The organism is Streptomyces sp. NPDC021212 (assembly GCF_044332925.1).
Lineage (GTDB): Bacteria > Actinomycetota > Actinomycetes > Streptomycetales > Streptomycetaceae > Streptomyces.
On sequence record NZ_JBIRPZ010000017.1, the window covers coordinates 72,914 to 97,107 of the forward strand.

Genomic DNA, 24,194 nt, shown 5'->3' on the forward strand with positions numbered 1-24,194 from the left:
CGTCGACCGGCATTCTTGCCGGTGTCCTGGCGCCATATGCCGGATGAACACCTGGACTGAGGGAATCCCGAGCGCCGCAGCCTACCCGGAATCGCATGCTCCACCGAGCCGTGTCCGACTTGCCCCAGGAAGGCCATTGACATATGCCAGAAGCACCACCGGATCGGGTATTGCCAAACGACTTACGCGACGTCGCAGCCTGTGCAAGAGTCGTTACCGGTCCTTACCCCATCAGACCCGGCAGCGCCGCGCCGTACCGGCCGATATCGGAGAACACATGCCGTCCCCCCGCTCCGCGGACCATCCCGCCGCCCCGTCGCCCCAGCGCGGCACGGTCGACGCGCTCATCACGCAGACCCGGCGGCTCCGCGGCGGCATCGCCGCCGTGCGGCGCGACACCACGGCGGACCTGAGCGGCACGGCGGACGAGACCCGGCTGCGCTGGCAGCGCGCCCTGTGCGACCTCGCCGTCCACCACCTGGACGACCTCGGCCAGCATCTGGACCAGCTGCGCGAGGGGCTGCCGTCCGAGGAGCCCGGTAAAGAGGAGCCCACCAAGGCGGAAGAGGCGGCCGCGGGGCAGAAGCCCGACGCGCCGAAGCAGGACCCCGGGCCCGGCTCGCTGCTCAACCGCGTCGGCAGCGCCGAGTGGAATCTCCTCACCGACGAGGTCACCTGGTCCGACGAGCTGTGCCAGATCTTCGGCCGCGGCCGCGACGAGGGCGGGCTGTCCCTGGACGAGCTGCCCTCCTGGGTCGTCGCCGACGATCAGCCGGTGCTGACCGCGATGGTCACGGACTGCCTGGTGGACGGCAAGCCGATCGACGGCGAGTTCCGCGTCGTCCGTCCGGACGACGCCGTTCGTACGGTGCACATGGCGGGCGAGCCCGTCCTCGACACCGACGGCAGCACCGCCTCCATGTGGGCCGTGCTCCGCGACGTGAGCGAGCTGCGCCGCAGTGAGCGGGCGATGCGCGAGTCCCGCGACTCGCTCCAGCGCCAGCGGCAGCTCGCCCGCACCGAGCGCCGGATGGCCATCGAGCTGCACGAGGCCGTCCTGCCGCCGTGGCGCGGCTCCGGGCGGCCCGCGGGCACCGGCCTCGATGTCGCCTCCCACTACTTCCCCTCCGCGAACAGCGCGCTGATCGGCGGCGACTGGTACGACGCGCTCGAACTCCCGGACGGCGGGACCCTGCTCAGCGTCGGCGACCTCACCGGCCACGGCGTCGCCGCGACCTCCGGCATGGCGATGGTGCTGGGCGCGGTGCGCGGGATGGCGGTGGCCGGAATAGAGCCCGGCCCGCTGATGGGGCGGCTCAACCAGTTGCTCGACGTCTCCTCCCAGCCCGCCCTGGGCAGCGCCGTCTGCGGGCGGTACGACCCGGCCGGTCGCACCCTGGTGTGGTCGCAGGCCGGGCACCCCGCCCCGCTGCTGTTCCGCGACGGGACGGGGCGCGCCCTGCGGCCCCCGGCCGGGGTGCTGCTCGGCGGCACGACGGGCGCCACCTACGCCCAGGCCGAAGAGCGGCTGGAGCCGGGCGATCTGCTCCTGCTGCATGCCGGCGGGCTCGCCGAGGACCCCGCGGTGACGGCCGAGCGGCTGCTCGCGCTCGCGCCACGGTTCGCCGCCGCCCGCGGCACGCAGGAGTGCGTACGGGTGGTGGCCGAGGAGTTCGACGACGAGCGGCGTGAGGGCGACGCCTGCGTACTGCTCGCGATGATCGGCTGAGTGATGAGTTGAGTGAGATGAGTTGAGTGAGGAAGGGAACGACCGGTTGACCGGCGTGCTCGCGGTTGCGCCGCCTGACCGGTTGAGCCGCCTTGACCGGTCGAACAGGGCGGGCCGCCGCTAGACGGCCGCGCTCTTCACGGCCCCGCCCGCCCCCTTCGCCCCGCCTCCGGCTCCCTTCTGGTGGCCCAGCCCCTTCGGCATGGCCTGCTGGATCTCCGCCCGCAGCTCCCGGACCACGGCGGACGAGGCATACGGCGCGGTGAGCCGGTACATGTCCCGCAGCCGGTCCCAGGTGCGGTGCGAGGAGTTCTGCTCGATGGTGGCCAGCGCCTGGCGGGCGGCGGCGGCCCCCTGCTCCGGGTCGCCGCCGATGAAGCAGGCCGAGGCGATGGAGATGTGGTCGAAGATCTGCGACCGCTGCCGACCTCCCTCCCGCATCCGCAGCGCCTCCTTGGCGTGCCGCTCCGAGAGGGCCGCGACGTCCGGTTCGTGCTCGGCCAGGGTGCGGTAGACCAGCCCCTGCATCCCGTGCATGTCGGCCTCGTTGAACAGCTGCATCCAGCTCGGCGCGGGCCCCCGGTCCTGGTCGGAGACGAACAGCTCCTCCGCCTCCCCCAGGGTGCGGCGCACCGCCTGGCCGTGGCCCTTCGCGGCGTGCGCCCAGGCCTCGATGGTGCGGAACATGGCGCGGGTGTGGGGCAGCGCCTCGTCGCCCGCGCCGGACGACGCGAGCTTCATCAAGTCGAGGGCGTCGTCCGGGCGGCCGATGTGCACCATCTGCCGGGCGGCCCGGGACAGCGCCTCGCTCGCCCGCGGCCGGTCGCCGCCCTCCCGGGCCGCGTGCGCGGCGATGACGAAGTACTTCTGGGCGGTGGGTTCCAGGCCCACGTCGTGGGACATCCAGCCGGCCAGCACGGCCAGGTTGGCCGCGACGCCCCACAGTCTGCGCTGGAGCGCCTCGGGGTGGCGGTAGGCGAGCATCCCGCCCACCTCGTTGAGCTGGCCCACCACGGCCTTGCGCTGGAGCCCGCCGCCGCGGGCCGCGTCCCAGGCGCGGAAGACCTCGACCGACGTCTCCAGCGCGTCGATCTCCTGGGAGCCCACGGGGGCGGCCTCATAGCGGTCGAAGCCCGCGGGCTCGGCGGAGAGGGGGTTGTCGGAACGGGGTGCGTCGGTGGCGAGGGTGGGGTCGGAGAGCAGCCATTCGCTCATGGCACCGGTGATGGCGGATCCTGCGGCGAGCGCGGCGCCCGCACCCACCAAGCCGCGTCGGTTGAACATAAGGTCCATTCCCGTGAATTCGGTGAGGACCGCGGCCGTGGACTCGGGCGGCCAGAGCAGCCCGTCGGCGGACTGCCCCTTTCCCGCACGCCCGCCTCGTCCGAACCCGAGGTCCTCGATGGTCACGACTCGACCGAGGCGCTCGGTGAAGAGGACGGCCAGCACCTTGGGCACCGGATCGCGCGGCGTCTCGCCGGTGTCGATCCAACGCCGCACCCGCGAGGTGTCGGTCGCCAGCTGCGGGTGGCCCATGGCCGCCGCGCGCCGGTTCACGAGCCTCGCGAGCTCTCCCTTGGACCAGCCGGCGAGGCCGAAAAGGTCCGCAAGACGGGTGTTGGGTTCCCTCGTCACGTCAAGCCCCCAGGATCCTCGGCTGGCTTGACAGTAACGGGCCCGTCACGAGCGGTGCGACTATTCGCCAGGGTTCGCCAGGGTCCGCCAGATGGTGTGCCACCCGCGCGCGGGTGTAATGTAGAAGCGCGCTACCCGGCCCGGTGGCGGTTGGAAAATGCCACCTGGAAAATGCCAGATCGACATGTCCGATCGAACATGCCAGTTGGAAAATGCCGGCCGCATTCCCCAGGGTGCGGCCCCGCCCCCGGGGCCGGGAGCGTACGTACATCGTCGGCACACGAAGGGATCTGTCTCGCCCATGTACGCAGCGTCGTCCTCCGTGTCCGCCCCGCCTCGGCCGTACCGGCGGCAGCTGCCCGGCAATGGGCCGTACCTCGATCCCGCTCCCGGCGGCCGCGCGCGGCGCACCGCCACCCCCGGCTCCGTGCCGCCCGGCGGAAGACTCGACGTGTCCGGTCCCCAGGGTGCCCAGTTGCGCACCGCCATCGCCTCGGTCCATCGCATCTGCCCGGAGTTCAACCCCGTCCAGGTGCTCCGGCGCAGCGGGCGGTCCGTCCTCCTGCTCGGTTCGACGGGCCGCACCACGGCGGTCGCCAAGTGCCTGCTGGACCACTCCCCGGCGTGGGCCGAGCGGTTCCGCCGGGAGATAGCGATGTACCGGACGTTCGTACGACAGCGTCCCCCGGTGCGGGTGCCGCGGCTGATCGCCGCCGACCCCGACAACTGCGCGCTGGTCATCGAGCGGATGCCCGGGCGGGTCGCGGCCGCGCAGCGCCATCCCACCGAGGCACCGCCGCGCGCCGATGTGCGCGCCGCGCTCGGCGCCATCTGCCGCATCAACCAGTGGCGGCCGCGGGGGGACCTCTTCGACGCCCCGGTCGACTATGCCGCCCGGCTGTCCCGCTACCACGATCTGGGGCTGCTGACCGACCGGGACATGGGAGATGTGCGCAAGCTGCTGCGCGGCGTCTCGCAGGCGGCGGGGCGGCAGCTGCCGGCCCAGTTCTGCCACGGCGACGCCCTGTTGAACAACGTGCTGCTGTCCCCGTCGGGCGCGGCGCTCATCGACTGGGACCACGCGGGCTGGTATCTGCCGGGCTACGACCTGGCGACGCTCTGGGCGGTGCTGGGCGACGCCCCGGTGGCCCGGCGCCAGATCAGCCAGCTGGCGCAGGCGGCGGGCCCGGCGGCGCGGGACGCCTTCCTGGTCAACCTGATGCTCGTCCTCACCCGGGAGATCCGCCGGTACGAGACCGCGGTGCAGCGCACCATGCACGATCCGGCGCCGGTGGTGCCGGGCGTGATGGCCGCCGGTGAGGAGCAGCGGCTGCTGCTGCGGCGGCTGCACGACGACTGCGGCCTGGCCCGGCGCGCCGTGCGGGCGGCGGTGGGCACGCGCTGACGTGCGAACCCCTCTTCGCGCGGCGGTGATTGACGGATCGCCTGGTAGCGGATAGCTGTAAGCCGTGCCCTCTGGGGGCACGGCTTCGGTTCGGCTCAGCCCACCTCGAGGAGGCTGCAATGCCAGGATCCGCACAGGACAGCACCCGCGACGCAGACAGGGACACTGGCGGAGACGGGGACAGACCGGTCCCCGGCCCCAGCCGGAGGACGGCGCTGCGGACCGCGGGCGCCGCCGCGTCCGCCGCCTTACTGCTCCCGATCGTCTCCGCGGCCCCGGCCGCCCGGGCCGATCAGCCGCCATCGGGCGGCACGCCGTCGCCGGATGCCTCCGCGACGACGCTGCAACGGGCCTTCGCGGCGGCCGCGAAGGAGCACCGGGTGCCGCTGAGCGTGCTGCTGGGCGTGTCGTATCTGCAGTCGCGCTGGGACGGCCACCGCGGCGCGCCCAGCGTCACCGGCGGCTACGGCCCCATGCACCTCACCGACGCCTTCACCGCCCTCTCCTCGGCCCCGCACCACAGCCAGGGCACCGAGGACGCCCGCGGCGACCAGGCGCGGCCCCTGCGGGTGCCGGAGGCCTCGGTGTCCGAGCCCCGGCAACTGCCCGCGCGGCTGCGGACGCTGGACCGGGCCGCGGAGCTGACGGGGCTGTCCGCCGCCGCGCTGCGCGGCGACGCGGCGGCCAATGTGCGCGGTGGCGCCGCGCTGCTGGCCGCCGAGCAGAAGCGGCTGGGGCTGTCGACGAGCGAGGACCCGGCGGACTGGTACGCGGCGGTGGCGGCCTACTGCGGTGCCGACAGCGCCGCGGCGGCCGCCGTATTCGCCGACGACGTCTACGACGTGATCCGCGGCGGCGCGGCGCGCACCACGGGCGACGGTGAGCGGGTCACGCTCGACGCCGCCCCCGATGTCGCCCCGGACCGGCGTCAGCTGCGCTCGCTCGGTCTGCCGGACCGCAAGCGTGATCCGCATGTCGAGGCCCCTGACAATGTGTCGTGCGAATGGATCCCGGCCCCTTACGAGCAGTTCGGGGACAACGACTACGGCAACCACGACCTGGGCAACCGCCCCCTGTCGCAGTCGATCGACTACATCGTCATCCATGACACCGAGGGCTCCTGGGACACCACCATCAAGCTGGTGCAGGATCCGACATATGTCTCCTGGCAGTACACGCTGCGCTCCTCCGACGGCCACATCGCCCAGCACGTACCGCTCAAGGACGTCGCCTGGCACGCGGGCAACTGGTACGTCAACGCCAAGTCGATCGGCCTGGAACACGAGGGCTTTCTGACCGCGCCCGACGCCTGGTACACGGAGGCGATGTACCGCTCGTCGGCCCGGCTGGTGAAGTGGATTGCCCGGCGGTACGGCATCCCGCTGGACCGTCAGCACATCCTGGGCCACGACAACGTGCCCGGCACGACCGCCGGAACCATCAAGGGCATGCACACCGACCCGGGCCCGTACTGGGACTGGGCGCACTACTTCAGCCTCCTCGGCGCGCCCTTCCACAGCACGGCGGGCGCCTCCGGGGGGCTGGTCACCATCCGCCCCGACTACGAGAGACACGAGCCCGTCTACACCGGCTGCGACCAGGCCGGCCAGGAGTGCGCCCCGCACGGCTCGTCCGCGGTGCGGCTGCACACGGCGCCGAGCGACGACGCCCCGCTGGTCAAGGACATCGGGCTGCGTCCGGACGGCGCCGACTCGACCACCGGCGTCAACGACACCGGCGCCCGCGCCACCACCGGCCAGCAGTTCGCGGTCGCGGGGCGGCAGGGCGACTGGACGGCGATCTGGTACCTCGGCCAGCAGGCGTGGTTCCGGAACCCGCGGAAGCGGCCCACGGCCGTGGGCGCCAAGGGCCTCGTGATCACGCCGAAGCCGGGCCTGGCGGAGGTCCCGGTGTACGGGAGGGCCTACCCGGAGAAGGAGGCGTACCCGGAGGGCGTGCCGGTGCAGGCGGTCTCGCCACTGCCGTACAAGCTGCTCGCCGGGCAGCGGTACGCGCTGGGGCTGAAGACCCAGGGCGAGTATCTGTGGGCGACCACGTTCGATGAGTCCGGGCACATTGTGGTGCGCGGTCAGGAGGTCTACTACCAGATCCAGTTCGGGCACCGGGTGGCGTTCGTCCGGGCCGCGGATGTGCGGGTGCGGCGCTCGGGGCGGTGAGGCGGTAGGCCCCGGCCGCAACGGGCCGCGAACATGTCTCGCGGCCCGTTGCGCCTTCCCTCAGCCCTGCTGGAACATCTCCGCGGGCAGCGGCTTGAGCAGCCGGTAGAGGTCGTCGGTGATCGGCCGGTCCCAGCTGGCGATGGTGACGAGGACGCCGTCGCTGCGGTCGAACTGGGCGCAGGAGATCCGGCCTTCGGACAGCTTGATCCGGCGCACGATGAGGAGGTTGTCGTCGTGCATGACCGGGGTGTCCTCGCTGTCCACGACCTGGACCGGCTCCTCATTGCCAAGGGCGGCCAGCAGCTGCGTCACCTCGAACGGTGCCTGTCCCTCGGCCACCTCGCGGGCCGGGGAGCCCTCGGGCAGATTCCCGATGATCATCGCCGGGCCGCGTCCGCCGAACAGGTCGTAGCGCAGGAAGACGCCCTGGCAGGTGCCGTCCGGTGCGGGCAGCAGACCCGCGCCGAGATCGCCGGGCCAGTCTCCCGGATCCATGGCCAGGACATCGAAGTCCGGCCCGGTGGGCGTGGCGGCGCTGCGGCGGCGGAGGAAGGACATGCGGACATGGTACGTGGCCCGCCGCCGATTCCCCTGCCCGGGAGCACCGTCTTCCGGCCCGTACACGCCTGGTGACGCCGGGGTGCGCCCCAGGGCCCGGCGCGCCACGGACGCGGTCTCCGGGGGCCGGCCGCCGGGCAGCGACCGGCTCGCTCCAGGGCCAGGCGCCTGCTCAACCGCCGGGCAAGCATGTGCGCCGCCGGGCAGGCGCGCGTTCAGCCGCCAGGCGCCTACGACGGTCGCCGGGCAGCCGCAGGCTCAGCGCCGGCGGCAGGCACGCGGCCACGGCGCCGGGCGCCGCCGAGCAGCCGCCAGGCGGCCGCGGGGCAGGCGCGGGCCCAACCGCCGGGCGGCCACGACGCCACCGGACAGGCGCGAGCTCGCGCCAGGGGCACCCACAGGCTCGTCCCAGAGGCAGCCGCCGGGCAGGCGTACGCTCATCAGCCACCAGGCAGCCGCAGGCGCCCCAGGCGGGAGCGCGTTCAGTCGCCAGGCGAGCACGACACGGTCGCCGAACAGCCACGGACCCAGTCGCCGGGCAGCCGCCCGCTCGGGCACCGGGCAGGCACGCGCTCAACCGCCACGACGCCACGACGCCGTCACCAGGCAACCACCGGCTCGGCACCAGGGCCAGGCGCGGGCTCAGCCCTCAGGCGGTCGGGGGCTCATCCCAGGTAGGCGCGGGCTCAGCCGCCAGGCGGCCGCGGCGCTCAGCCGCCGGGCTGCGGGCGCGGCGGGGGGCCGGGGCGGGGGGTGCCGAGGAGGCGGGCGAGGCCGCCCCGGTCGGTGCCCACCTTGCGGTAGACGTGGGACAGCAGCCGGGCCACCTCGCGCTCCGCGAGGCCCATCTCCTCGGCGATCCGGTCGTCCGGCCAGCCCTCGGCGGCCCGCTCGGCGACGGCCTGCTCCTGCGAGGTGAGCGGGCTGGCGTGATCGACCCGCAGTTGCATGGGGCGCAGCCCGGCGGCGGACAGCTCGTCGCGGGCCCGGGCGGCGAGGGTGTCCGCCCCGCACTGGACCGCGCCCTCCAGCCCCCGGTAGAGCCGATCCCCGGCCTCCTGGGGCAGGCCGACGCGGCGCAGTGCGGCGCCGTGGTCGACCAGCGCCACGGCCAGGTCGTACGCGGACGGCGAGCGCTCGAGATGGCTGACGGCCTCGGCCAGCAGTCTGATCCGCTCCGATCCCTGGGCGACGGCGGCGGCGCTGTGCAGCGCCCGGCCGATCGCGGAGTGGGTGCCGAACTGGCGGGCGCGGCGCACCGCGTCGTCGGCGACCTCGGCGGCCTGGCGGGGGTCGGTCAGCGCGAGGGCCTGGGCCATGTGGAGCTGCCAGGGACACCAGACGGGGTTGCGCATGCCGCGGCCGTCCATCCGGCGGCCGACCTCGGCGAGCTGCTGCCGGGCCTCGCCGTGCAGGTTGGAGGCGAGCAGCAGTTCGCCACGGACGGTGGGCACGTCGGGGCAGAGCACGGCCTGCGGCAGGATCTCGCCGCCGTGGCCGGCCGCGAACTCCTGCGCCTCCCGGATCCGGCCGCGGCTGATCAGGGTCTCGATGCGGGTGCCGACGGCGGTCCAGTGCGCGGGCGTCGAGGAGCCCACGAGGTCGGCGATGCGCATGCCCTCGCGGGCCAGTTCCTCGGCCTCGACGAGCGCTCCGCGGCGCAGCCGGGCGTATCCGAGGAGGGTGATCCCGAACGCCAGGTGGGAGCCGCGCCAGCCCTTGCGCTCGCATTCCGCTATGCCGGTGTTGAACAGCGCCTCCGCGCGTCCGGGCTGATCGCAGTGGAGGAAGATCAGGGCGACCAGGATCGGCACCTCGAAGCCCCAGTCGTCATCGGTCCAGCTCAGGCCGTCGCCCAGGGCCTCTTCCGCGTAGTGCAGGGCGGTGGCCGCCGGTTCTCCGCGCGTCATCGCGTCCCAGGCGCGCAGGCCCAGCAGATAGCGCTCGGCCATGCCGCGGCCGGTGAGGTGGTCGGCGAGCCGGGCGAGGCGCCGGGAGCGGGCGGGCGACTCCTTCTCGTCGGCGCGGAACATGCTCCACATGAACTGTTCGGCCTGCATCCGCAGCCGGGTGCGGGCACTGGTGGCCCGGCCCACCTCGGCCGCGACGACCTGCGCGGCCTCCTCCATGCGGCCGCTGTGGCCGTACGCCTGGGCGAGCCGGTAGGTGATCGCCTCGCGCAGGTCGGAGCCGAGGCCCGGCTCCTCCAGGGCGGCCCGCAGATGGTTGACGGTGACGGAGGGCTCGGTGAGCTGGGCGGAGCAGCCCAGCTCGTACAGGACCGGGGCGCGCTCCTCCGGGGCGGGCGGTTCGCGCAGGGCGCGGGCGAGGCAGCGGCGCCCGGCGTCGGGGGCGCCGGCCCGCAGATACTCCCGGGCCGCCTCTCTGAGGTGGCGCACCACCCAGGAGTCGCCCTCGGGGTGCATCTCCAGCAGATGGCGTCCGGCGGCCGCGGAGCCCAGGCCCGCGGCGAGCACCACGGTGGCGGCCTGGCCGTGCATGGCCACGCGCAGTGCGCCGGGGATCGCCTGGTAGACGGCGGTGGCGATGAGCGGGTGGAGGAATTCCAGCGGCTGGGGGCCGCGGGCGCCCTGCCGCGGCGGGGCGAGGATGCGGGCGTCCGCGAGCCGCGCCACCTGCTCGGAGGTCTCGGTCTCGCTGAGCCCGGCGACGTTGGCCGTCAGCGACGGAGTGGCCTCGATGCCGAGGACGGCGACGGCCCAGGCGAGGCGGACGGCGGCGGTGCCGAGCCGGGTCAGCCGGTCACCGAGACCGCTGTCCTTCGCGGCGGCGACCAGCTCGCGCAGGGCGCTGAGGTTCACCGTCTGCGGTTTCAGGTCACGGTCGCGGACCTTGGCGGTCAGCTCGACGACCTCGAAGGGGTTGCCGCCGGTCACCGCCCAGCACTCGCGGCAGAACGCCTCGTCGGCCTCCTCGCCGAGGACGTCCCGTACGATCCTGCCGACCCCGGCCGGGGTGAGCGGGGCGACCACGTGCGGGCGCGAGCCCTGACGCTCGGTGAGGCCGCGGACCGCGGCGGAGTCGGCGGTCAGGTCCTCCGGGCGGTAGCCGACGGCGAGCAGCAGGGGCAGGTCCACGGCGCGGGCGGCGAACCGTATGAGCCAGTCCAGGGATTCGGGGTCGGCCCAGTGGACGTCGTCCAGGATCACCACGACCGGGGCGTGCTCCACCGCGAACCGGGTGACCAGCCAGTCCAGGCCGTCGCGCACGCCCTGCGGATCGGGTGAGCCGCCGCTTCCGGAGACCACCAGGCCCACCGCGGGCGCGACGATGTCGTACCAGCTGCCCAGGATTCTGCGGTGCTCCTCCTCGCCGGTCGTCGCGAGCACGGGCTGGAAGAGCTGCCGTACGACGTGGAACGCGGCGCCCTGCTCGTGCTCGCCGCCGCGCGCGGACAGCACGGTGCAGCCGCGGTGGGCAGCCCGCCGGCGCATCTCGCCGAGCAGCGCGGTCTTGCCGACACCGCCCGGGCCGGCGAAGGCGATCACTCCGCCGGTGCGCGTGCCGGACGGATCACCGGGGTCGGATCCGCACAGCTCGGTCAACGCCAGGTCGACCGCCGCGAGTTCCGCCTCCCGTTCCAGCAGTGCCCGACGTGTCCGGTCCTGCCGGTCCCTCATGTCCGCCACGTTCGCTTCCCCTTCGGCACGTAACGCCGAGCGTAGCCTGTCTGGCACGCTCCGTAGCCCGGTATGCGGGTATTCCCTTCTGGCATTGCCAATGGCACACGCCAATTCAACTCGCGCTCTATCGATGGCACGTTCACCACGCGAGGATGACCGGATTCATCGGGTCGGCCCGTCGCCGCGGGGGCTTGTGGTAGGGGCGGCGTGGCCTTCCCCGGAACCCGAAAGGGGGCGATACCGCCATGAACGCGACGTCCACGACCACTTCGCGGCCGCGTGCCCGGCATGCGGCGCTGCTGAGCCGGGCGGCCCTGCTCGACATTCCGGCCTCGGCCGACCCCAGCCCCGGAACCGGGGCCGCCAGAGTGCACACCGTCCAGTGGCTGTCGCGGTACGGCGTGTTCCGGGCCGGTGGCGCGGTCGCCGAGTACGACGCGCTCCGGTTCGACCTGCTGACCGGTCTGTTCTACCCCCGGACGACCGGTGCCGAGCTGGACGTGGGCAACGATCTCATCGGCTGGTACTTCGTCTTCGACGATCAGTTCGACGGTGAACTCGGCTGCCGCCCGGAGGCGGTGGCGCGGATGGTGCGGGACGTCATACGGGTCACCGAGGAGCCGGACGACGCACCGGGGCAGGGCGGCGGGCCGCTGCTGGAGAGCTTCCGCGATCTGTGGCGGCGCATCCACGCGGGCCGGCCGCCGGTGTGGCGGGAACGTTTCCGCCACCACTGGCTGGAGTATCTGCACTCCTACCACCGCGAGGCGCTCGACCGCACCGGCACGCAGGGGCCCCCGCTCTCGGTGGACGCCGTGCTGGCGCTGCGCCGTCACTCGATCGGCGTGCAGCCGTGCCTGGACCTGGGCGAGCGCCACGGCGGCTACGCCCTGCCCGCCGCGCTGCACGGCGGCCATCCGCTGGCCCGGATGCGGGAGGCCACGGACGACGTGGTGGTCTTCACCAACGACATCGCGTCCCTGGACAAGGAGCTGGCCGCCGGGGACGTCCACAACACCGTCATCGTCCGCCACCAGCAGCACGGCGGCACCCTGGAGGACGCGGTCGAGCACATCGCGGGCCTCGCCAACGAGCGCTACCGCTGGTTCGAGCAGACCGCGGACCGGCTGCCGCGGCTGCTCGCCGAGGCGGGTGCGGGGGTGGATCTGCGCCGGGACGTGGAGACTTACGTGGACGGGATGCGCCATGTCATGTGCGGCAACCTGGGCTGGTCCCTGCGGACGGCGCGCTACGACGAGCGGGGCATAGCGGCGGTCAGCGACGGCCGCCAACGACCGTGGGCCGGCCTCAGCGCCCCCGGTTCCGGCTGACCGGATGCACTACGTACGAACGGCCCGCCGTGGCGGGCCGTTCGGGTATGAAGTCGGCGTGAACGACACACTCAGCTCGGCAGTCTGCCGGAGGCGGCAACGGGATCACCGCCCTGCCCGCAGGGGTGTCCGCGCTGAGCCGGCTGAGCCGGCTGGAGCTGCGGGAGAACGGGCTGAGCGACGTACCCGAGCCGTTGCGCGCACTCCCGCGCCTGCGCCACCTCGATCTGCGCTGGAACCCGCTCGACGAGGGTGTCGATGACGGCCCGGCCGTCCGGGCGCTCGTCGAGCGGGGCTGCGTCGTGCTCGGATGAGGCTTCGGATGAGGCCGGGGCTCAGGTCAGGTCGAACTCGCCCTCGCGCGCGCCCAGGACGAAGGCGCGCCACTCGGCCGGGGTGAAGATCAGGGCCGGGCCTTCGGGACGGCGGCCGTGGCGCATCGCGATGAAGCCCTCGACGAAGGCGATCTCGACATCGCCCACCCCCTGGCTGCTCGACTGCCACTGGGCGCCCGTGAGGTCGAGGTCGGGCTTCTCGCCGTTGCCCCTGAGCGGCTGTGCGGTCGTGGTGGTGTCTGCCACGTGCGGCTCCTCCCGGATCGTCGTCCCGGCCCCACCCTAGCGATCGCGGCCGGTGCCGGACAGGCCACGAAAGGAGGACGTGATCTGTCCGGCGGACCGCGACGGGGTGGACGACTCATGTAGCGGGAGGGGCGGCGGCGACCACCCACATGGCGAAGAACTGCGAGCCGCCGCCGTAGGCGTGGCCGAGTGCCGTGCGCGCCTCCTCCACCTGGTGCTCGCCCGCCTGCCCGCGGACCTGGAGGGCGGCTTCGGCGAAGCGGAGCATGCCGGACGCGCCGATGGGGTTGGTGGACAGCACCCCGCCCGAGGGGTTGACGGGGAGGTCGCCGCCGATCTCGGTCGCCCCGGACTCGGTGAGCTTCCAGCCCTCGCCCTCGCCCGCGAAGCCCAGGTTCTCCAGCCACATCGGCTCGTACCAGCTGAACGGCACGTACATCTCGACCGCGTCGATCTGCCGGCGCGGATCGGTGATCCCGGCCTGCCGGTAGACGTCGGCGGCGCAGTCGCGCCCGGCGCGCGGCGAGACGCAGTCCTTGCCCGCGAAGAGGGTCGGCTCGCTGCGCATGGCGCCGCCGTGCATCCAGGCGGGCGGCCGGGGGGCGCGGGCTGCGCCGGTGCGGTCGGTGAGCACCATGGCGCACGCGCCGTCGGAGGAGGGGCAGGTCTCGGAGTAGCGGATGGGGTCCCACAGCATCGGCGAGGACTGCACCTTCTCCAGCGTCAGATCCTCTTCGTGGAGGTGTGCGTAGGGGTTGCGCAGGGCGTTGCGGCGGTCCTTGTAGGCGACGAGGGCGCCGATGGCCGGGGGCGCGCCGGTGCGCCGCATGTACGCGCGGACGTGCGGCGCGAAGAACCCGCCTGCCCCGGCCAGCAGCGGCTGCTGGAAGGGGACGGGCAGCGAGAGCCCCCACATGGCGTTGGACTCGGACTGCTTCTCGAAGGCCAGGGTGAGCACGGTGCGGTGGACGCGGGCGGCGACGAGGTTCGCGGCGACGAGCGCGGTGGAGCCGCCGACCGACCCGGCGGTGTGCACGCGCAGCATGGGCTTGCCGACCGCGCCGAGCGCGTCGGCGAGGTACAGCTCGGGCATCATGACGCCCTCGAAGAAGTCGGGCGCCTTGCCGATGACCACGGCGTCGATGTCCGCCCAGGTCAGCTCGGCGTCGTCGAGGGCGCGTACGGCGGCCTCCCGGACCAGCCCGGCGAGCGAGACATCACGCCGGGCGGCGGTGTGCTTGGTCTGGCCGATTCCGACGACGGCCACCGGTTCCTTGCTCACTGAACGGCTCACTGAACGGCTCACCGGACGTCCCCTTCCAGGACGGCGACCAGGTTCTGCTGGAGGCAGGGACCGGATGTGGCGTGAGCCAGCGCCCGGTCGGAGGCGCCGCGGTGGATGGCGGCGGCGGCCTCGCCGAGCCGGATGAGCCCGGCGGCCATCATGGGGTGGGCGGCCGGTGCCCCGCCGGAGGGGTTGATCCGTACGCCGTCGTCCAGTTCCAGTTCGCGGCGCAGGATGATCTCCTGCGAGGTGAACGGGGCGTGGAGCTCGGCGAGGTCGACGGGCGCCTCGAAGGCCCCGGCGCGGGTCGCCGCGAGCCGGGTCGACGGGGAGCGGGTGAGATCCCGTACGCCGAGGCCGTGCGGTTCGATGCGGTGGTCCATGCCGCGGATCCAGGCGGGGCGGGCGCACAGCCGCCGGGCGGTGTCCCCGGCGGCGAGGACGACGGCGGCCGCGCCGTCGCCGATGGGCGGGCAGTCGTGTCGGCGCAGCGGCCGCACCAGGTACGGGGCGTCGAGGAGGGCTGTGGGCGGGGCGGATGCGGTCACCTGGGCGTGCGGGTTGTCCGCGGCGGCGTTCCGGCCGCGCGCGGCGACCTCGGCGAGCGCGCGTTCGTCGGTGTCGCCCGCGTCGAGGAGCGCCTGGGCCTGGAGGGCGGCGAGGGAGACCGAGTCGGGCCACAGGGGGGCGACGTAGTACGGGTCGAGCTGGCGGGTGAGGACCTCGGGCAGATCGCCGGGCGAGGACTTGCCGTAGGAGTAGACCAGCGCGGTGTCCGCCTCGCCGGTCAGCAGCTTGACCCATGCCTCGTAGAGCGCCCAGGCGCCGTCCATCTCGACGTGGGACTCGGCGATGGGCGGCCAGGCGCCGACGCCGTCCAGCGCCATGGTGAAGGAGAAGGCGCGGCCCGCGAGGTAGTCGGAGGAGCCGGAGCAGGTGAAGTCGATCTCGCCGGCCCTCAAGTCCACCGCGTCGAGCACCTGGTGGAGGACGGGCATCAGCATCTCGACCTCGGAGACCTCCGCGCTGGTGCGCCGGGTTCCGCTCTGCCCGAAGGCGACGATGGCGACGTCTCGCATCTACAACAGCTCCTTGTAGGTGTCGTAGTCGGCGTCGGGTTCGCCGGTGGGCCGGTAGTGGTCGGGGTAGCGGCCGCCCTCGGTCCACACGGGCGTCACCCGCAGCCCCATCCGCACCTGGTCGTACGGGATGCCGCCGATGCGGCCGTGGAGGGCGAGGTCGGCACCGTCGAGGGCGATGTGCGCGTAGACGTACGGCACGTCGATGTCGAGGTTGCGGGCTTTGATGTTGACGATGCAGAAAGTGGTGACGGTGGCGCCCGGGCCGACCTCGACCTGTTCGTCGGTGGCGACGCCGCAGGTGGGGCAGGCGCCGCGGGGCGGTACGTACACCTTGCGGCAGGACGGGCAGCGCTCGCCGACGGTCTTGTGGCCCGCGAGGGCGGCGAGATAGCGGGACTGGGCGCGGCCGGGCGCGTAGGTGTAGTCGAGGCGGGCCGGGGCGACGATGCCGGTGACGGGGTCGGCGAACGCCCCGTCGTGGGGGCCGGGTTCATGGGTGTCCTGGCCGTCGTACGGTTCGAAGCAGGCGATGTCGGTGATGGCGCCCTCGCGCTCCTCGGCCCAGCGGATCCGTACCCGCATTCCGGTGCGCACGGCTTCCGGTCCGCTCGCGTCGAGGGCGTGCAGGAGGGCGGTGTCGGCGCCGTCGAGCCGTACCAGGGCCCAGGCGAAGGGGGTGGACAGGGGCTGCCCGCGGCGCGGGGACGGGTTCCAGGCCCAGGTGGTGACGGTGCCGGTGGGGGCGACCTGGACGAGGTCGCGCAGCTCGTCGGCGGTGGCCGGGTCGTACTCGACGGGGGGCACGAGCACCCGGCCGTCGGAGGTCCGTACGCCGAGCACGGTGCGCTCGCGCAGGCCCGTGAGGAAGGCGCTCTGGACGGGGCCGAGGGAGCGGGTGAAGGGGAACTCGACCACCAGAGGGGCCTGGAGCACCTCGGGGGCGGGAGCCGGTGTCATGGGGCGTCTCCTTCTGCGGCCGGTGACATGGGGGTGGCGGTCACGCGCGGCGGTAGACCGGTGGGCGTTTCTCCGCGAAGGCCTTCGACCCCTCTTTGGCGTCGGCGGTGTCGAAGATGGGCCAGCCGCGTTCGAGTTCGGACGCGAGGCCGTCGGTTTCGGTCATCTCGGCGGTCTCGTAGACGGATGCCTTGACCGCCTCGACGGCGAGCGGGCCGTTGGCGTTGATGAGTTCGGCGATCTCCAGGGCCTTCTTCAGCGCGGTGCCGTCAGGCACGACATGGCCGATCAGCCCGATCCGCTCGGCCTCCTCGGCGGCGTACGGGCGGCCGGTGAGCAGCATCTCCAGGGCGTGGGTGCGCGGCACCTGGCGGGCCAGCCGCACCGTGGAGCCGCCGATGGGGAAGAGCCCGCGCCGGACCTCGTACAGCCCGAAGGTGGCGCCGCGGCCCGCCACCCGGATGTCGGTTCCCTGGAGGATCTCGGTGCCGCCCGCGACGCAGTGGCCCTCGACGGCGGCGATCACCGGTTTGCGGGGCCGGTGGTGGCGGAGCATGGCCTTCCAGTGGAGGTCGGGGTCGGCCTTCAGCCGGTCGCGGTAGTGCTGCCCCTCCATCCGGCCGCCGCCCGCGAGCGCCTTGAGGTCCATCCCGGCGCAGAAGACACCGCCGGCGCCGGTGAGCACGACGGACCGTACGGTGTCGTCCTCGTCGGCCGCGATCCAGCCGTCGTACAGCCCGACCAGCATGGGCAACGAGAGCGCGTTCTTGGCCTCTGGCCGGTTGAGCGTGAGCACCAGCGTGGCGCCCGTGCGCTCGACGACGAGGTGTTCTGTCCCCTCGGACACGGCAGTCCTCCCGTCTCAGACCTAGAACAGGTTGCAGGAGGACTGGAGCGACTTCAAGAGAAATCTGATGGTCAGTCAGATTTCTTGGCCACGCCCCTTCCCACCTCTCCCCCGCGGTGCTGTCATGAGCGCCGAGCCCGCCCGATGTCAGGTCAGGAGGAGCCGTGGAGTACAACCTTGCCGACCTGTTCGAGTCGATCGTGGACACCGTGCCCGGCAGAGAGGCGCTGGTGTACGCCGACCACCCGGGCACCGGCGCCGAGCGGCGGCTGAGCTACGCCCAACTCGACGCCGCTGCCAACCGGTTCGCCCACCACCTCCAAGACAGCGGGATCGCCCCGGGCGAGCATGTGGGGCTCCACCTCTGCAACGGCGTCGAGTACTTACAGACCGTCCTCGCCTGCCTGAAGATCCGGGCCGTCCCGGTGAACGTCAACTACCGTTACGTGGAAGACGAGCTGGTCTATCTCTACCGCGATGCCGATCTTGCCGCCCTGGTCTACGACGCCGAGTTCGGCGACCGGGTGGCCGCGGCGCTGCCGCGTACGGACGCCCTGCGCCATCTCGTCCAAGTCGGCGCCGGGGAGGGCGCGCCCGGCGCCGTCCCGTTCGCCGAGGCCGAGGCGTCGGGCTCGGCCACGCGCGGCTTCGCGCCCCGCTCCCCGGACGACCGCTTCATCATCTACACCGGCGGGACCACCGGCATGCCCAAGGGCGTGGTGTGGCGGCAGGAGGACCTGTTCTTCTCCGGGCTCGGTGGCGGCGCGCCGACCGGCATCCCGGTCGGCCGCCCCGAGGAGCTGGCCGAGCGGGTGGCGGCCTCCGGCGACGGTCTGGTCTTCTTCCCCACCGCGCCGCTGATGCACGGCACCTCGACCCTCACGGCCTTCATCGCCCTCAACTTCGGTCAGAAGGTGGTCCTCCACCGGAAGTTCGTGCCCGAAGAGGTGCTGAGGACGATCGAGAAGGAGAAGGTCAGTACGGTGTCCCTGGTCGGGGACGCGATGCTGCGGCCCCTGGTGGACGCCCTCACCGGGCCGCTCAAGGACATCGACCTCTCCCCGCTGCTCAGCGTCAGCAGCTCGGGGGCGATCCTCTCGGACACCGTGCGCGCCCAGTTCGCCGCGCTCGCGCCGCACACCCTGATGCTCAACAACTTCGGCTCCTCGGAGTCCGGCTTCAACGGCACCGCCACCGACGACTCCGGCCCCGAGCGGGGCTTCCGGGTGCGCGTCCACGACCGTACGGCCGTCGTCGACCCGGCGACCCACCGGCCCGTCGCGCCCGGCGAACCGGGCCGGATCGCCCAGCGCGGCCATGTGCCGCTCGGCTACTACAACGACCCGAAGAAATCCGCGGAGACCTTCTTCGAGGCGGACGGCGAACGCTGGGTGCTCCTCGGCGACATGGGCACGGTCGACGAGGACGGCGTGATCACGGTCCTCGGCCGGGGCTCCCAGTGCATCAACACCGGCGGCGAGAAGGTGTACCCGGAGGAGGTGGAACAGGCCCTCAAGGCCCATCCGGACGTGTACGACGCGCTGGTGGCGGGCGTCCCGGACGAGCGCTGGGGCAACCGGGTCGCGGCCGTCGTCCAGCCCCGGGAGGGGGCCGGGGCGCTCACCCCCGACGCGGTACGGGACCACTGCCGTGCCCGGCTCGCCGGGTACAAGATCCCCCGTACCGTCGTCTTCACCGACCACATCCAGCGCTCCCCCAGCGGCAAGGCGGACTACCGCTGGGCCCGCGCGGTCGCGGCCCAGGAGGCCACCGAGGCGTGAGGGGCCGAGCCGGCCGGGACCGCGCCGGCGGCCGTCCGGGGCGCAGGCGGAGCGGCGCGGGTGCCCTCCGAGCGTCGTGACCGCCAACGGTGATTGTTGAAGTTGCAAGACTCGCGCAATATATCTTTAACATTTCGGTACGCATCGTGCTCGGCACGATCGGAGAGACCCGGCGAACGCAAGGCTTTATCGGCACTTCGCTCTTCGAAACAGGCCAGTTCGTCGCCTCGGTCGCCGCCGAAACGTTCGCCGAATTAACGGTCAATGGCATTTTCTACGACAACTGGTCCACTCGTGTGGAGACTTTTGCCGGGGCCGGTTCTGAGCGAGCGCGCCCTGGCCAACGCGGACCCCAAGGAAGACACCGCCTCCGGGGGACGGCGACGTCCGGCATGGCGGCGACCGAGAACACGGACCCCGGCCCGGATGCCACGCGGAGCCGTCAGCTTCCCGATTCCTCCGGGCTCCCTGAGCCATCCGGGCCGTCCGGGCCGTCCGGGCCGTCCGGGCCGTCCGGGCCGTCCGGGCCGTCCGGGCCGTCCACGGCACGCAAGGCGTGCGCCGCGCGGCGCACCTCCCGCAGCACTGTGGCAACGGCCGTGACCTCCGCCATGTCCGGCCACAGCAGTGCGTAGGTGCGGCGCAGCGGCCAGTCCCGCAGCGGCCGGTGCGACAGTTCCGGGTCCGCGTTGTCTCGCAGGGTCAGTTCGCTCATCAGGCTGATGCCGAGGCCCGCGGCGACCAGCACCTGGATGGTGCGGGTGTCGTCAACGGTCGCGCTGATCCGGGGCTCGAAGCCGAGGCTCGTGCAGGCCGCCATGAAGCGGTCCCGGAAGCTCTCCATCACCCAGTCGTGGTCGGCGAGTTCAGCGAGGTGGATGGTCTCGCGGTCGGCCAGCGGGTGGTCGCGCCGCATGACCACGCACCGGCGGTCGGACATCAGCGGCACCCGCAGCATCGCGGACTCGCCCTCCGGCAGGCTCTCGTTGGCCCAGTTGCACAGCAGGCCGAGGTCCGCCTCGCCGGCCCTGATCATCCGGCGAGCCTCGACCGGCTCGGCCTGCACCACCGTCACGCGCACGTCGGGGTGGTGGGCCCGCAGCCTCCCGAGGACCTGGGGCAGGAGCGCCGCGCAGCCGCTCTGGAATGCCACCACGCGCACCAAGCCGCCGCCCCGGGCGACCCGGGCCGCGATGTCCTGATCGGCGGCGCGCAGCGCGGAGAAGATCGTGTCCGCATGCCGTACGAGAGCCTGCCCGGCCTGGGTGAGCCGCAGTCCGCGGCCGGCGCGGGCCACCAAAGGCGCGCCCACCGCCTGTTGCAGCCGCCGCATCTGATAGCTGACCGCAGGCTGCGTGTATCCGAGCGACGCCGCGGCGGCTGTGTACGAACCGGTACGCGCGATCTCCGCCAGGACTTCCAACTGGCGTATTTCCAACACTCCGTGAGCATAAGGGATCTTGATGGGATCACCAAAGAGTCCTCGTTGGACGTGACGCACTCGGATTGGGTGGAATGGAGCCACGGCGGAAACAGCGCGACGCGCTTTCTCCGGGCTCCGGACATTCCGCCTGCTCTTCCGTCATGCCCGATGCCGCCTCCCCTCTTTTCCTTTGGTATGTCCTCTCCTCAGTCCTTTTTCCGTTTCCATTCCCACCGTTCGCAGGAGTTCTCGTGAGCACAGTCGCCGAGTCCGGCACGAGCACCCGGCCACCGCTGGTGCGGATCGCCGGAGTCGACAAGCATTTCGGCGACATCCAGGTGCTGCACGGTGTCGATCTGGACGTCGCCGCCGGTGAGGTCGTCGTCATCATCGGCCCGTCCGGCTCCGGCAAGTCCACACTGTGCCGCTGCGTCAACCGGCTGGAAACCATCACCTCCGGCACGATCACCATCGACGGCGTGCCCCTGCCGGCCGAGGGCCGCGAGCTCGCGGAACTGCGTGCCGATGCGGGGATGGTGTTCCAGTCGTTCAACCTCTTCGCCCATCTGACCGCGCTGCAGAACGTGACGCTGGCGCCGGTGAAGGTGCGGGGCCTGTCCCGGCAGGACGCCCGGACCCGTGGGCGTGCGCTGCTGGCGCGGGTGGGACTCGCCGACAAGGCGGACGTCTACCCGGCGCAGCTCTCCGGCGGCCAGCAGCAGCGCGTGGCAATCGCCCGGGCCCTGGCAATGGAGCCGAAGGTTCTGCTGTTCGACGAGCCGACCTCGGCGCTGGACCCGGAGATGATCCAAGAGGTGCTGGACGTGCTGGTCGAGCTGGCCACCGAGGGTATGACGATGATCGTTGTCACCCACGAGATGGGCTTCGCCCGCCAGGCCGCGGACCGCGTCGTCTTCATGGAGTCGGGCCGGATCCTGGAGACGGCAACCCGCGCCGACTTCTTCACCGGCGCCCACACCGAACGGGCCGCCGAGTTCCTCTCCAAAGTGCTACGCCACTGAACCGCACCCCCTGTATCCCCCCCGTATCCCGCGGAACGCGTCCCAGCCAGGAGACACCATGTTCACCCGCACCTGTGGCAGAACGCCGCTGCTCCGTACCGCCACCACCTCGCGTCGCGCCCGCGCCGCCGCCGCACTCGTGGCCGTCGCCGCGCTCACCGCGACCGCCTGCTCGGGAAACTCCTCCACCAACGCGAAGATCCCCGGCAGCAGGGGGTCCGCCACCTCGGCCGGCTCGGGAGCGAAGGTCGTCGACCAGTTGGTGAAGACCGCGAAGCCCGCCGAAGACTCGCTGCTGCCGAGCGGTTCCACCGCCGCCGCGATCAGGAAGAAGGGCACGCTGGTCGTCGGCGGCACCCAGACCGCGGCCCTGTTCTCGCTGCTCAATCCGGCCACCGGTGAAGTGGAGGGCTTCGACGCGGCGCTGTCCCGGCTGCTGGCGAAGTACATCATCGGCAAGGACTCCACCAAGCGGGTCAACGTCACCACCGCCACCCGTGAGGCCCTGCTGAAGAATCACTCGGTGGACACGGTGTTCGCCACGTACACCATCACGCCCGAGCGGGAGAAGCAGGTCGCCTTCGCCGGCCCGTACTACGAGGACGGCCTGGCGATCCAGGTGAAGAAGTCCACCCCCGGCATCGACACGCTGTCCGATCTGGCGGGCAAGACGGTGGTGACGCAGTCCGCCTCCACCGCCGCCACGGCCGTCAAGAAGGCGGCGCCCACCGCCAAGGTGCAGCTCTTCGAGACCAACACCGAGTGCCTCCAGGCGCTGCGCCAGGGCCGCGCCGACGCCTACGTTCTCGACCAGGCCATCCTGGCCGGCAACGCCTCGACCAACCCCGACGTGAAGATACTCGCCAAGACCTTCAGCCAGGAGCCGTACGGCATCGGACTGCCCCTGGACAAACCGGACTTCAAGAAGTTCGTCAACGGCTGGCTGAAGAAGATCACGGCGGACGGCACCTGGGCCAAGGTGTGGAAGGCCACCGTGGGCACCGAGGTTCCGGGCCAGGCCCCGACGCCTCCGACGATCGGCTGAGCGCGATGGGCCTGATTTTCTCCCACCTCGATGTGTACGGAAACGGCCTGCTGGTCTCCCTGGAGCTGAGCGGCCTCACGTTCGTCCTCGCGAGCCTGCTCGGCGTGGTGCTCGCCGTCTGCCGGATCAGCCCGGTGATCCCGCTACGGGTGTTCGGCCGGGTCTACGTCGGGACGCTGCGCAGTGTTCCGCTGCTGGTGCTGCTGACTCTGTTCGTCTTCGGGCTGCCGGAGGCCGGACTCGTCTACTCGCTGTTCTGGACCGCGGTGACGGCGATGAGCCTGTACTGGGCCGCGTTCTTCTGCGAGGTCGTCCGGTCGGGTGTGCGGGCGGTACCGAAGGGCCAGATCGAGGCGGCCCGGGCAGTCGGCCTGACCTTCGGCCAGGTCCTGCGGTTCGTCGTCTTCCCGCAGTCCCTGCGGTCCATGGTGCAGCCTCTGGCCTCGCTGCTCATCGCCGTCACGCTCAACTCCTCGCTCGCCGCGGCCGTCGGTGTGACGCAGGAACTGACCGGGCAGACGCAGTTGCTGGACCAGCAGTACGCACAGCCCCTCGTCACCTTCGGCGCGGCCGCCGTCTGTTACGTCGCGCTCACAGCGCTGATCGGGCAGGCCGCGGCGCGCCTCGAACGCAAACTGGTGGTGCAGCGATGAAGCAGACCGCCTCCGGATCGTCCACGGTGACCGCGGAACCGGTCCGCGCAGCCGTCTCCTCCGCCGGCACGGCAACGGTCCCGCGGCGTCCGACCTGGTGGACCCGTCTGTCCTCGATGGCAGGGGGCGACGACGATCTGTTCGACCCCCCGGGTCCGCGCGGCCGCAGGCGGATCGCCGTCGCCACCACCGTGTCACTGGCCGTGCTGACCCTGCTGTTCGCCGGGGTGGTGTATCAGTTCGCGGTGCGCGGTCAGCTCGACGCGGACAAGTGGAGCCTGTTCTTGCAGCCCCCGGTGATCCGCTATCTGCTCGGCGGCTTGTGGGCGACCGTCCAGGTCACCCTGGCCAGCGCGGCCCTGGCGCTGCCGTTCGGCGCGCTGCTGGCACTCGGCCGGCTGTCCCGCACCCGCCTGTTGCGCTGGCCCTCGGCGGCTTACGTCGAGGTGCTGCGCGCCGTACCACTGTTGCTGCTCGTCTACGCGTTCCTGCTCGGGCTGCCCAGCAGCGTTGTGCGGATGCCGCTGTTCTGGCAGTTGGTGTGGCCCATCGTGCTCACCAACGCGGCGGTGTTCGCGGAGATCTTCCGCGCCGGAGTGCGGGCGCTGCCCCCCGGGCAGACGGAGGCGGCGTACGCGCTGGGTCTGGGGTATTGGCCGGCCATGCGCCTGGTGGTCCTCCCGCAGGCGATCCGCCAGACCGCTCCCTCACTCGTCAGTCAGCTCGTCCGGCTGCTGAAGGACAGCACGCTCGGGTACATCGTCAGCTTCCTGGAACTGCTCAACTCCGCCAAGGTGCTCGGCGAGTACAACCACACCATCGTGCAGAGCTTCCTGGTGGTGGCGCTGGTGTACGTGCTGGTCAACTCCGCGCTGGCGGCCGCGGCGGGACGACTCGAACGGCGGACCGGCCGGCCCCGTGGAACGGCGTCCGCGCATCGCGCGTCCCGTGCCACCGACGCCGACACTCCGTGAGCCGGGCCCGGGCGGGCACGATCGGGGCGTCCCCGGCCACCGCCCGGCCCACCCGCTCCTGA

Annotated in this window: 19 protein-coding genes; 10 read left to right on the plus strand and 9 right to left on the minus strand. The window is 72.4% G+C overall.

The window, feature by feature from the left end; all coding sequences use genetic code 11:
• The first annotated feature begins 277 nt into the window (after positions 1–277).
• Positions 278–1,729: a PP2C family protein-serine/threonine phosphatase gene (locus tag ACH4SI_RS35350; protein ID WP_398303139.1), complete on the plus strand. Its 1,452-nt coding sequence runs from the start codon at positions 278–280 to the stop codon at positions 1,727–1,729.
• 120 nt (positions 1,730–1,849) lie between these two features.
• Here ACH4SI_RS35350 and ACH4SI_RS35355 read toward each other — a convergent pair whose 3' ends face one another.
• Positions 1,850–3,364 carry a hypothetical protein gene (locus tag ACH4SI_RS35355; protein WP_398303141.1) on the minus strand — a complete coding sequence of 505 codons (1,515 nt, stop codon included), beginning with the start codon at positions 3,362–3,364 and terminating at the stop codon, positions 1,850–1,852.
• Positions 3,365–3,665: 301 nt separating this feature from the next.
• Here ACH4SI_RS35355 and ACH4SI_RS35360 point away from each other — a divergent pair, with 301 nt between their 5' ends.
• Both ACH4SI_RS35360 and ACH4SI_RS35365 read left to right on the plus strand, forming a co-directional pair.
• The gene (locus ACH4SI_RS35360) at positions 3,666–4,769 is read left to right on the plus strand and encodes an aminoglycoside phosphotransferase family protein (protein ID WP_398303143.1); all 1,104 of its coding nucleotides are present in this window, start codon (positions 3,666–3,668) and stop codon (positions 4,767–4,769) included.
• Positions 4,770–4,888: 119 nt separating this feature from the next.
• Positions 4,889–6,946, plus strand: coding sequence for an N-acetylmuramoyl-L-alanine amidase (locus tag ACH4SI_RS35365; RefSeq protein WP_398303145.1), 2,058 nt, complete (start codon positions 4,889–4,891; stop codon positions 6,944–6,946).
• Between the two features lie 60 nt (positions 6,947–7,006).
• Here the strand turns inward: ACH4SI_RS35365 and ACH4SI_RS35370 are convergent, their stop codons facing one another.
• A complete protein-coding gene (locus ACH4SI_RS35370) occupies positions 7,007–7,507 on the minus strand; it encodes a hypothetical protein (protein ID WP_398303148.1) in 501 nt (166 codons plus the stop codon).
• Positions 7,508–8,217: 710 nt separating this feature from the next.
• On the minus strand, positions 8,218–11,148 hold the full coding sequence (locus tag ACH4SI_RS35375) for an ATP-binding protein (RefSeq protein WP_398303299.1): 2,931 nt from the start codon (positions 11,146–11,148) through the stop codon (positions 8,218–8,220).
• Between the two features lie 248 nt (positions 11,149–11,396).
• On the opposite strand from ACH4SI_RS35375, the gene ACH4SI_RS35380 reads away from it, so the two are divergent.
• Complete coding sequence (locus ACH4SI_RS35380) at positions 11,397–12,482, plus strand: isoafricanol synthase (protein WP_398303150.1); 1,086 nt, start codon at positions 11,397–11,399, stop codon at positions 12,480–12,482.
• Between the two features lie 104 nt (positions 12,483–12,586).
• On the plus strand, positions 12,587–12,796 hold the full coding sequence (locus ACH4SI_RS35385) for a hypothetical protein (protein WP_398303301.1): 210 nt from the start codon (positions 12,587–12,589) through the stop codon (positions 12,794–12,796).
• Between the two features lie 21 nt (positions 12,797–12,817).
• Here ACH4SI_RS35385 and ACH4SI_RS35390 read toward each other — a convergent pair whose 3' ends face one another.
• The 5 genes from ACH4SI_RS35390 to ACH4SI_RS35410 all read right to left on the minus strand — a co-directional run bounded on the left by ACH4SI_RS35390 (position 12,818) and on the right by ACH4SI_RS35410 (position 17,234).
• Complete coding sequence (locus tag ACH4SI_RS35390) at positions 12,818–13,063, minus strand: DUF397 domain-containing protein (RefSeq protein ID WP_055556519.1); 246 nt, start codon at positions 13,061–13,063, stop codon at positions 12,818–12,820.
• 115 nt (positions 13,064–13,178) lie between these two features.
• Positions 13,179–14,345, minus strand: coding sequence for a thiolase domain-containing protein (locus ACH4SI_RS35395; RefSeq protein ID WP_398303153.1), 1,167 nt, complete (start codon positions 14,343–14,345; stop codon positions 13,179–13,181).
• 20 nt (positions 14,346–14,365) lie between these two features.
• The gene (locus ACH4SI_RS35400; protein ID WP_398303155.1) at positions 14,366–15,427 is read right to left on the minus strand and encodes a thiolase domain-containing protein; all 1,062 of its coding nucleotides are present in this window, start codon (positions 15,425–15,427) and stop codon (positions 14,366–14,368) included.
• Positions 15,428–16,387 (minus strand): Zn-ribbon domain-containing OB-fold protein, encoded by a 960-nt coding sequence (locus ACH4SI_RS35405; RefSeq protein WP_398303157.1) that lies wholly within the window; start codon positions 16,385–16,387, stop codon positions 15,428–15,430.
• A gap of 40 nt (positions 16,388–16,427) precedes the next feature.
• Positions 16,428–17,234 (minus strand): crotonase/enoyl-CoA hydratase family protein, encoded by an 807-nt coding sequence (locus ACH4SI_RS35410; protein WP_398303159.1) that lies wholly within the window; start codon positions 17,232–17,234, stop codon positions 16,428–16,430.
• A 164-nt stretch (positions 17,235–17,398) separates the two neighbouring features.
• Between ACH4SI_RS35410 and ACH4SI_RS35415 the strand changes: the two genes are divergently transcribed.
• Entirely contained in the window at positions 17,399–19,015 is a 1,617-nt protein-coding gene (locus ACH4SI_RS35415) for an acyl-CoA synthetase (RefSeq protein WP_398303161.1), read from the plus strand.
• A 442-nt stretch (positions 19,016–19,457) separates the two neighbouring features.
• Here ACH4SI_RS35415 and ACH4SI_RS35420 read toward each other — a convergent pair whose 3' ends face one another.
• Complete coding sequence (locus tag ACH4SI_RS35420) at positions 19,458–20,456, minus strand: LysR family transcriptional regulator (RefSeq protein ID WP_398303163.1); 999 nt, start codon at positions 20,454–20,456, stop codon at positions 19,458–19,460.
• Positions 20,457–20,731: 275 nt separating this feature from the next.
• Between ACH4SI_RS35420 and ACH4SI_RS35425 the strand changes: the two genes are divergently transcribed.
• From ACH4SI_RS35425 to ACH4SI_RS35440, 4 genes are read left to right on the plus strand one after another with little or no spacing between them, the layout of a single operon-like run.
• Positions 20,732–21,460 carry an amino acid ABC transporter ATP-binding protein gene (locus ACH4SI_RS35425; RefSeq protein ID WP_398303303.1) on the plus strand — a complete coding sequence of 243 codons (729 nt, stop codon included), beginning with the start codon at positions 20,732–20,734 and terminating at the stop codon, positions 21,458–21,460.
• 58 nt (positions 21,461–21,518) lie between these two features.
• Positions 21,519–22,505 (plus strand): glutamate ABC transporter substrate-binding protein, encoded by a 987-nt coding sequence (locus ACH4SI_RS35430; protein ID WP_398303165.1) that lies wholly within the window; start codon positions 21,519–21,521, stop codon positions 22,503–22,505.
• Positions 22,506–22,510: 5 nt separating this feature from the next.
• Positions 22,511–23,158: an amino acid ABC transporter permease gene (locus ACH4SI_RS35435; RefSeq protein WP_398303167.1), complete on the plus strand. Its 648-nt coding sequence runs from the start codon at positions 22,511–22,513 to the stop codon at positions 23,156–23,158.
• The gene (locus ACH4SI_RS35440; RefSeq protein ID WP_398303169.1) at positions 23,155–24,132 is read left to right on the plus strand and encodes an amino acid ABC transporter permease; all 978 of its coding nucleotides are present in this window, start codon (positions 23,155–23,157) and stop codon (positions 24,130–24,132) included. The genes ACH4SI_RS35435 and ACH4SI_RS35440 overlap by 4 nt, the downstream gene beginning before the upstream one ends.
• The last annotated feature ends 62 nt before the right edge of the window (positions 24,133–24,194 follow it).

Coding starts and splice junctions, on each gene's coding strand:
- ACH4SI_RS35350 (WP_398303139.1), top strand. CDS start 278: ATGCCGTCCCCCCGCTCCGCGGACCATCCCGCCGCCCCGTCGCCCCAG.
- ACH4SI_RS35360 (WP_398303143.1), top strand. CDS start 3,666: ATGTACGCAGCGTCGTCCTCCGTGTCCGCCCCGCCTCGGCCGTACCGG.
- ACH4SI_RS35365 (WP_398303145.1), top strand. CDS start 4,889: ATGCCAGGATCCGCACAGGACAGCACCCGCGACGCAGACAGGGACACT.
- ACH4SI_RS35370 (WP_398303148.1), bottom strand. CDS start 7,507: ATGTCCTTCCTCCGCCGCCGCAGCGCCGCCACGCCCACCGGGCCGGAC.
- ACH4SI_RS35375 (WP_398303299.1), bottom strand. CDS start 11,148: ATGAGGGACCGGCAGGACCGGACACGTCGGGCACTGCTGGAACGGGAG.
- ACH4SI_RS35380 (WP_398303150.1), top strand. CDS start 11,397: ATGAACGCGACGTCCACGACCACTTCGCGGCCGCGTGCCCGGCATGCG.
- ACH4SI_RS35400 (WP_398303155.1), bottom strand. CDS start 15,427: ATGCGAGACGTCGCCATCGTCGCCTTCGGGCAGAGCGGAACCCGGCGC.
- ACH4SI_RS35405 (WP_398303157.1), bottom strand. CDS start 16,387: ATGACACCGGCTCCCGCCCCCGAGGTGCTCCAGGCCCCTCTGGTGGTC.
- ACH4SI_RS35430 (WP_398303165.1), top strand. CDS start 21,519: ATGTTCACCCGCACCTGTGGCAGAACGCCGCTGCTCCGTACCGCCACC.
- ACH4SI_RS35435 (WP_398303167.1), top strand. CDS start 22,511: ATGGGCCTGATTTTCTCCCACCTCGATGTGTACGGAAACGGCCTGCTG.
- ACH4SI_RS35440 (WP_398303169.1), top strand. CDS start 23,155: ATGAAGCAGACCGCCTCCGGATCGTCCACGGTGACCGCGGAACCGGTC.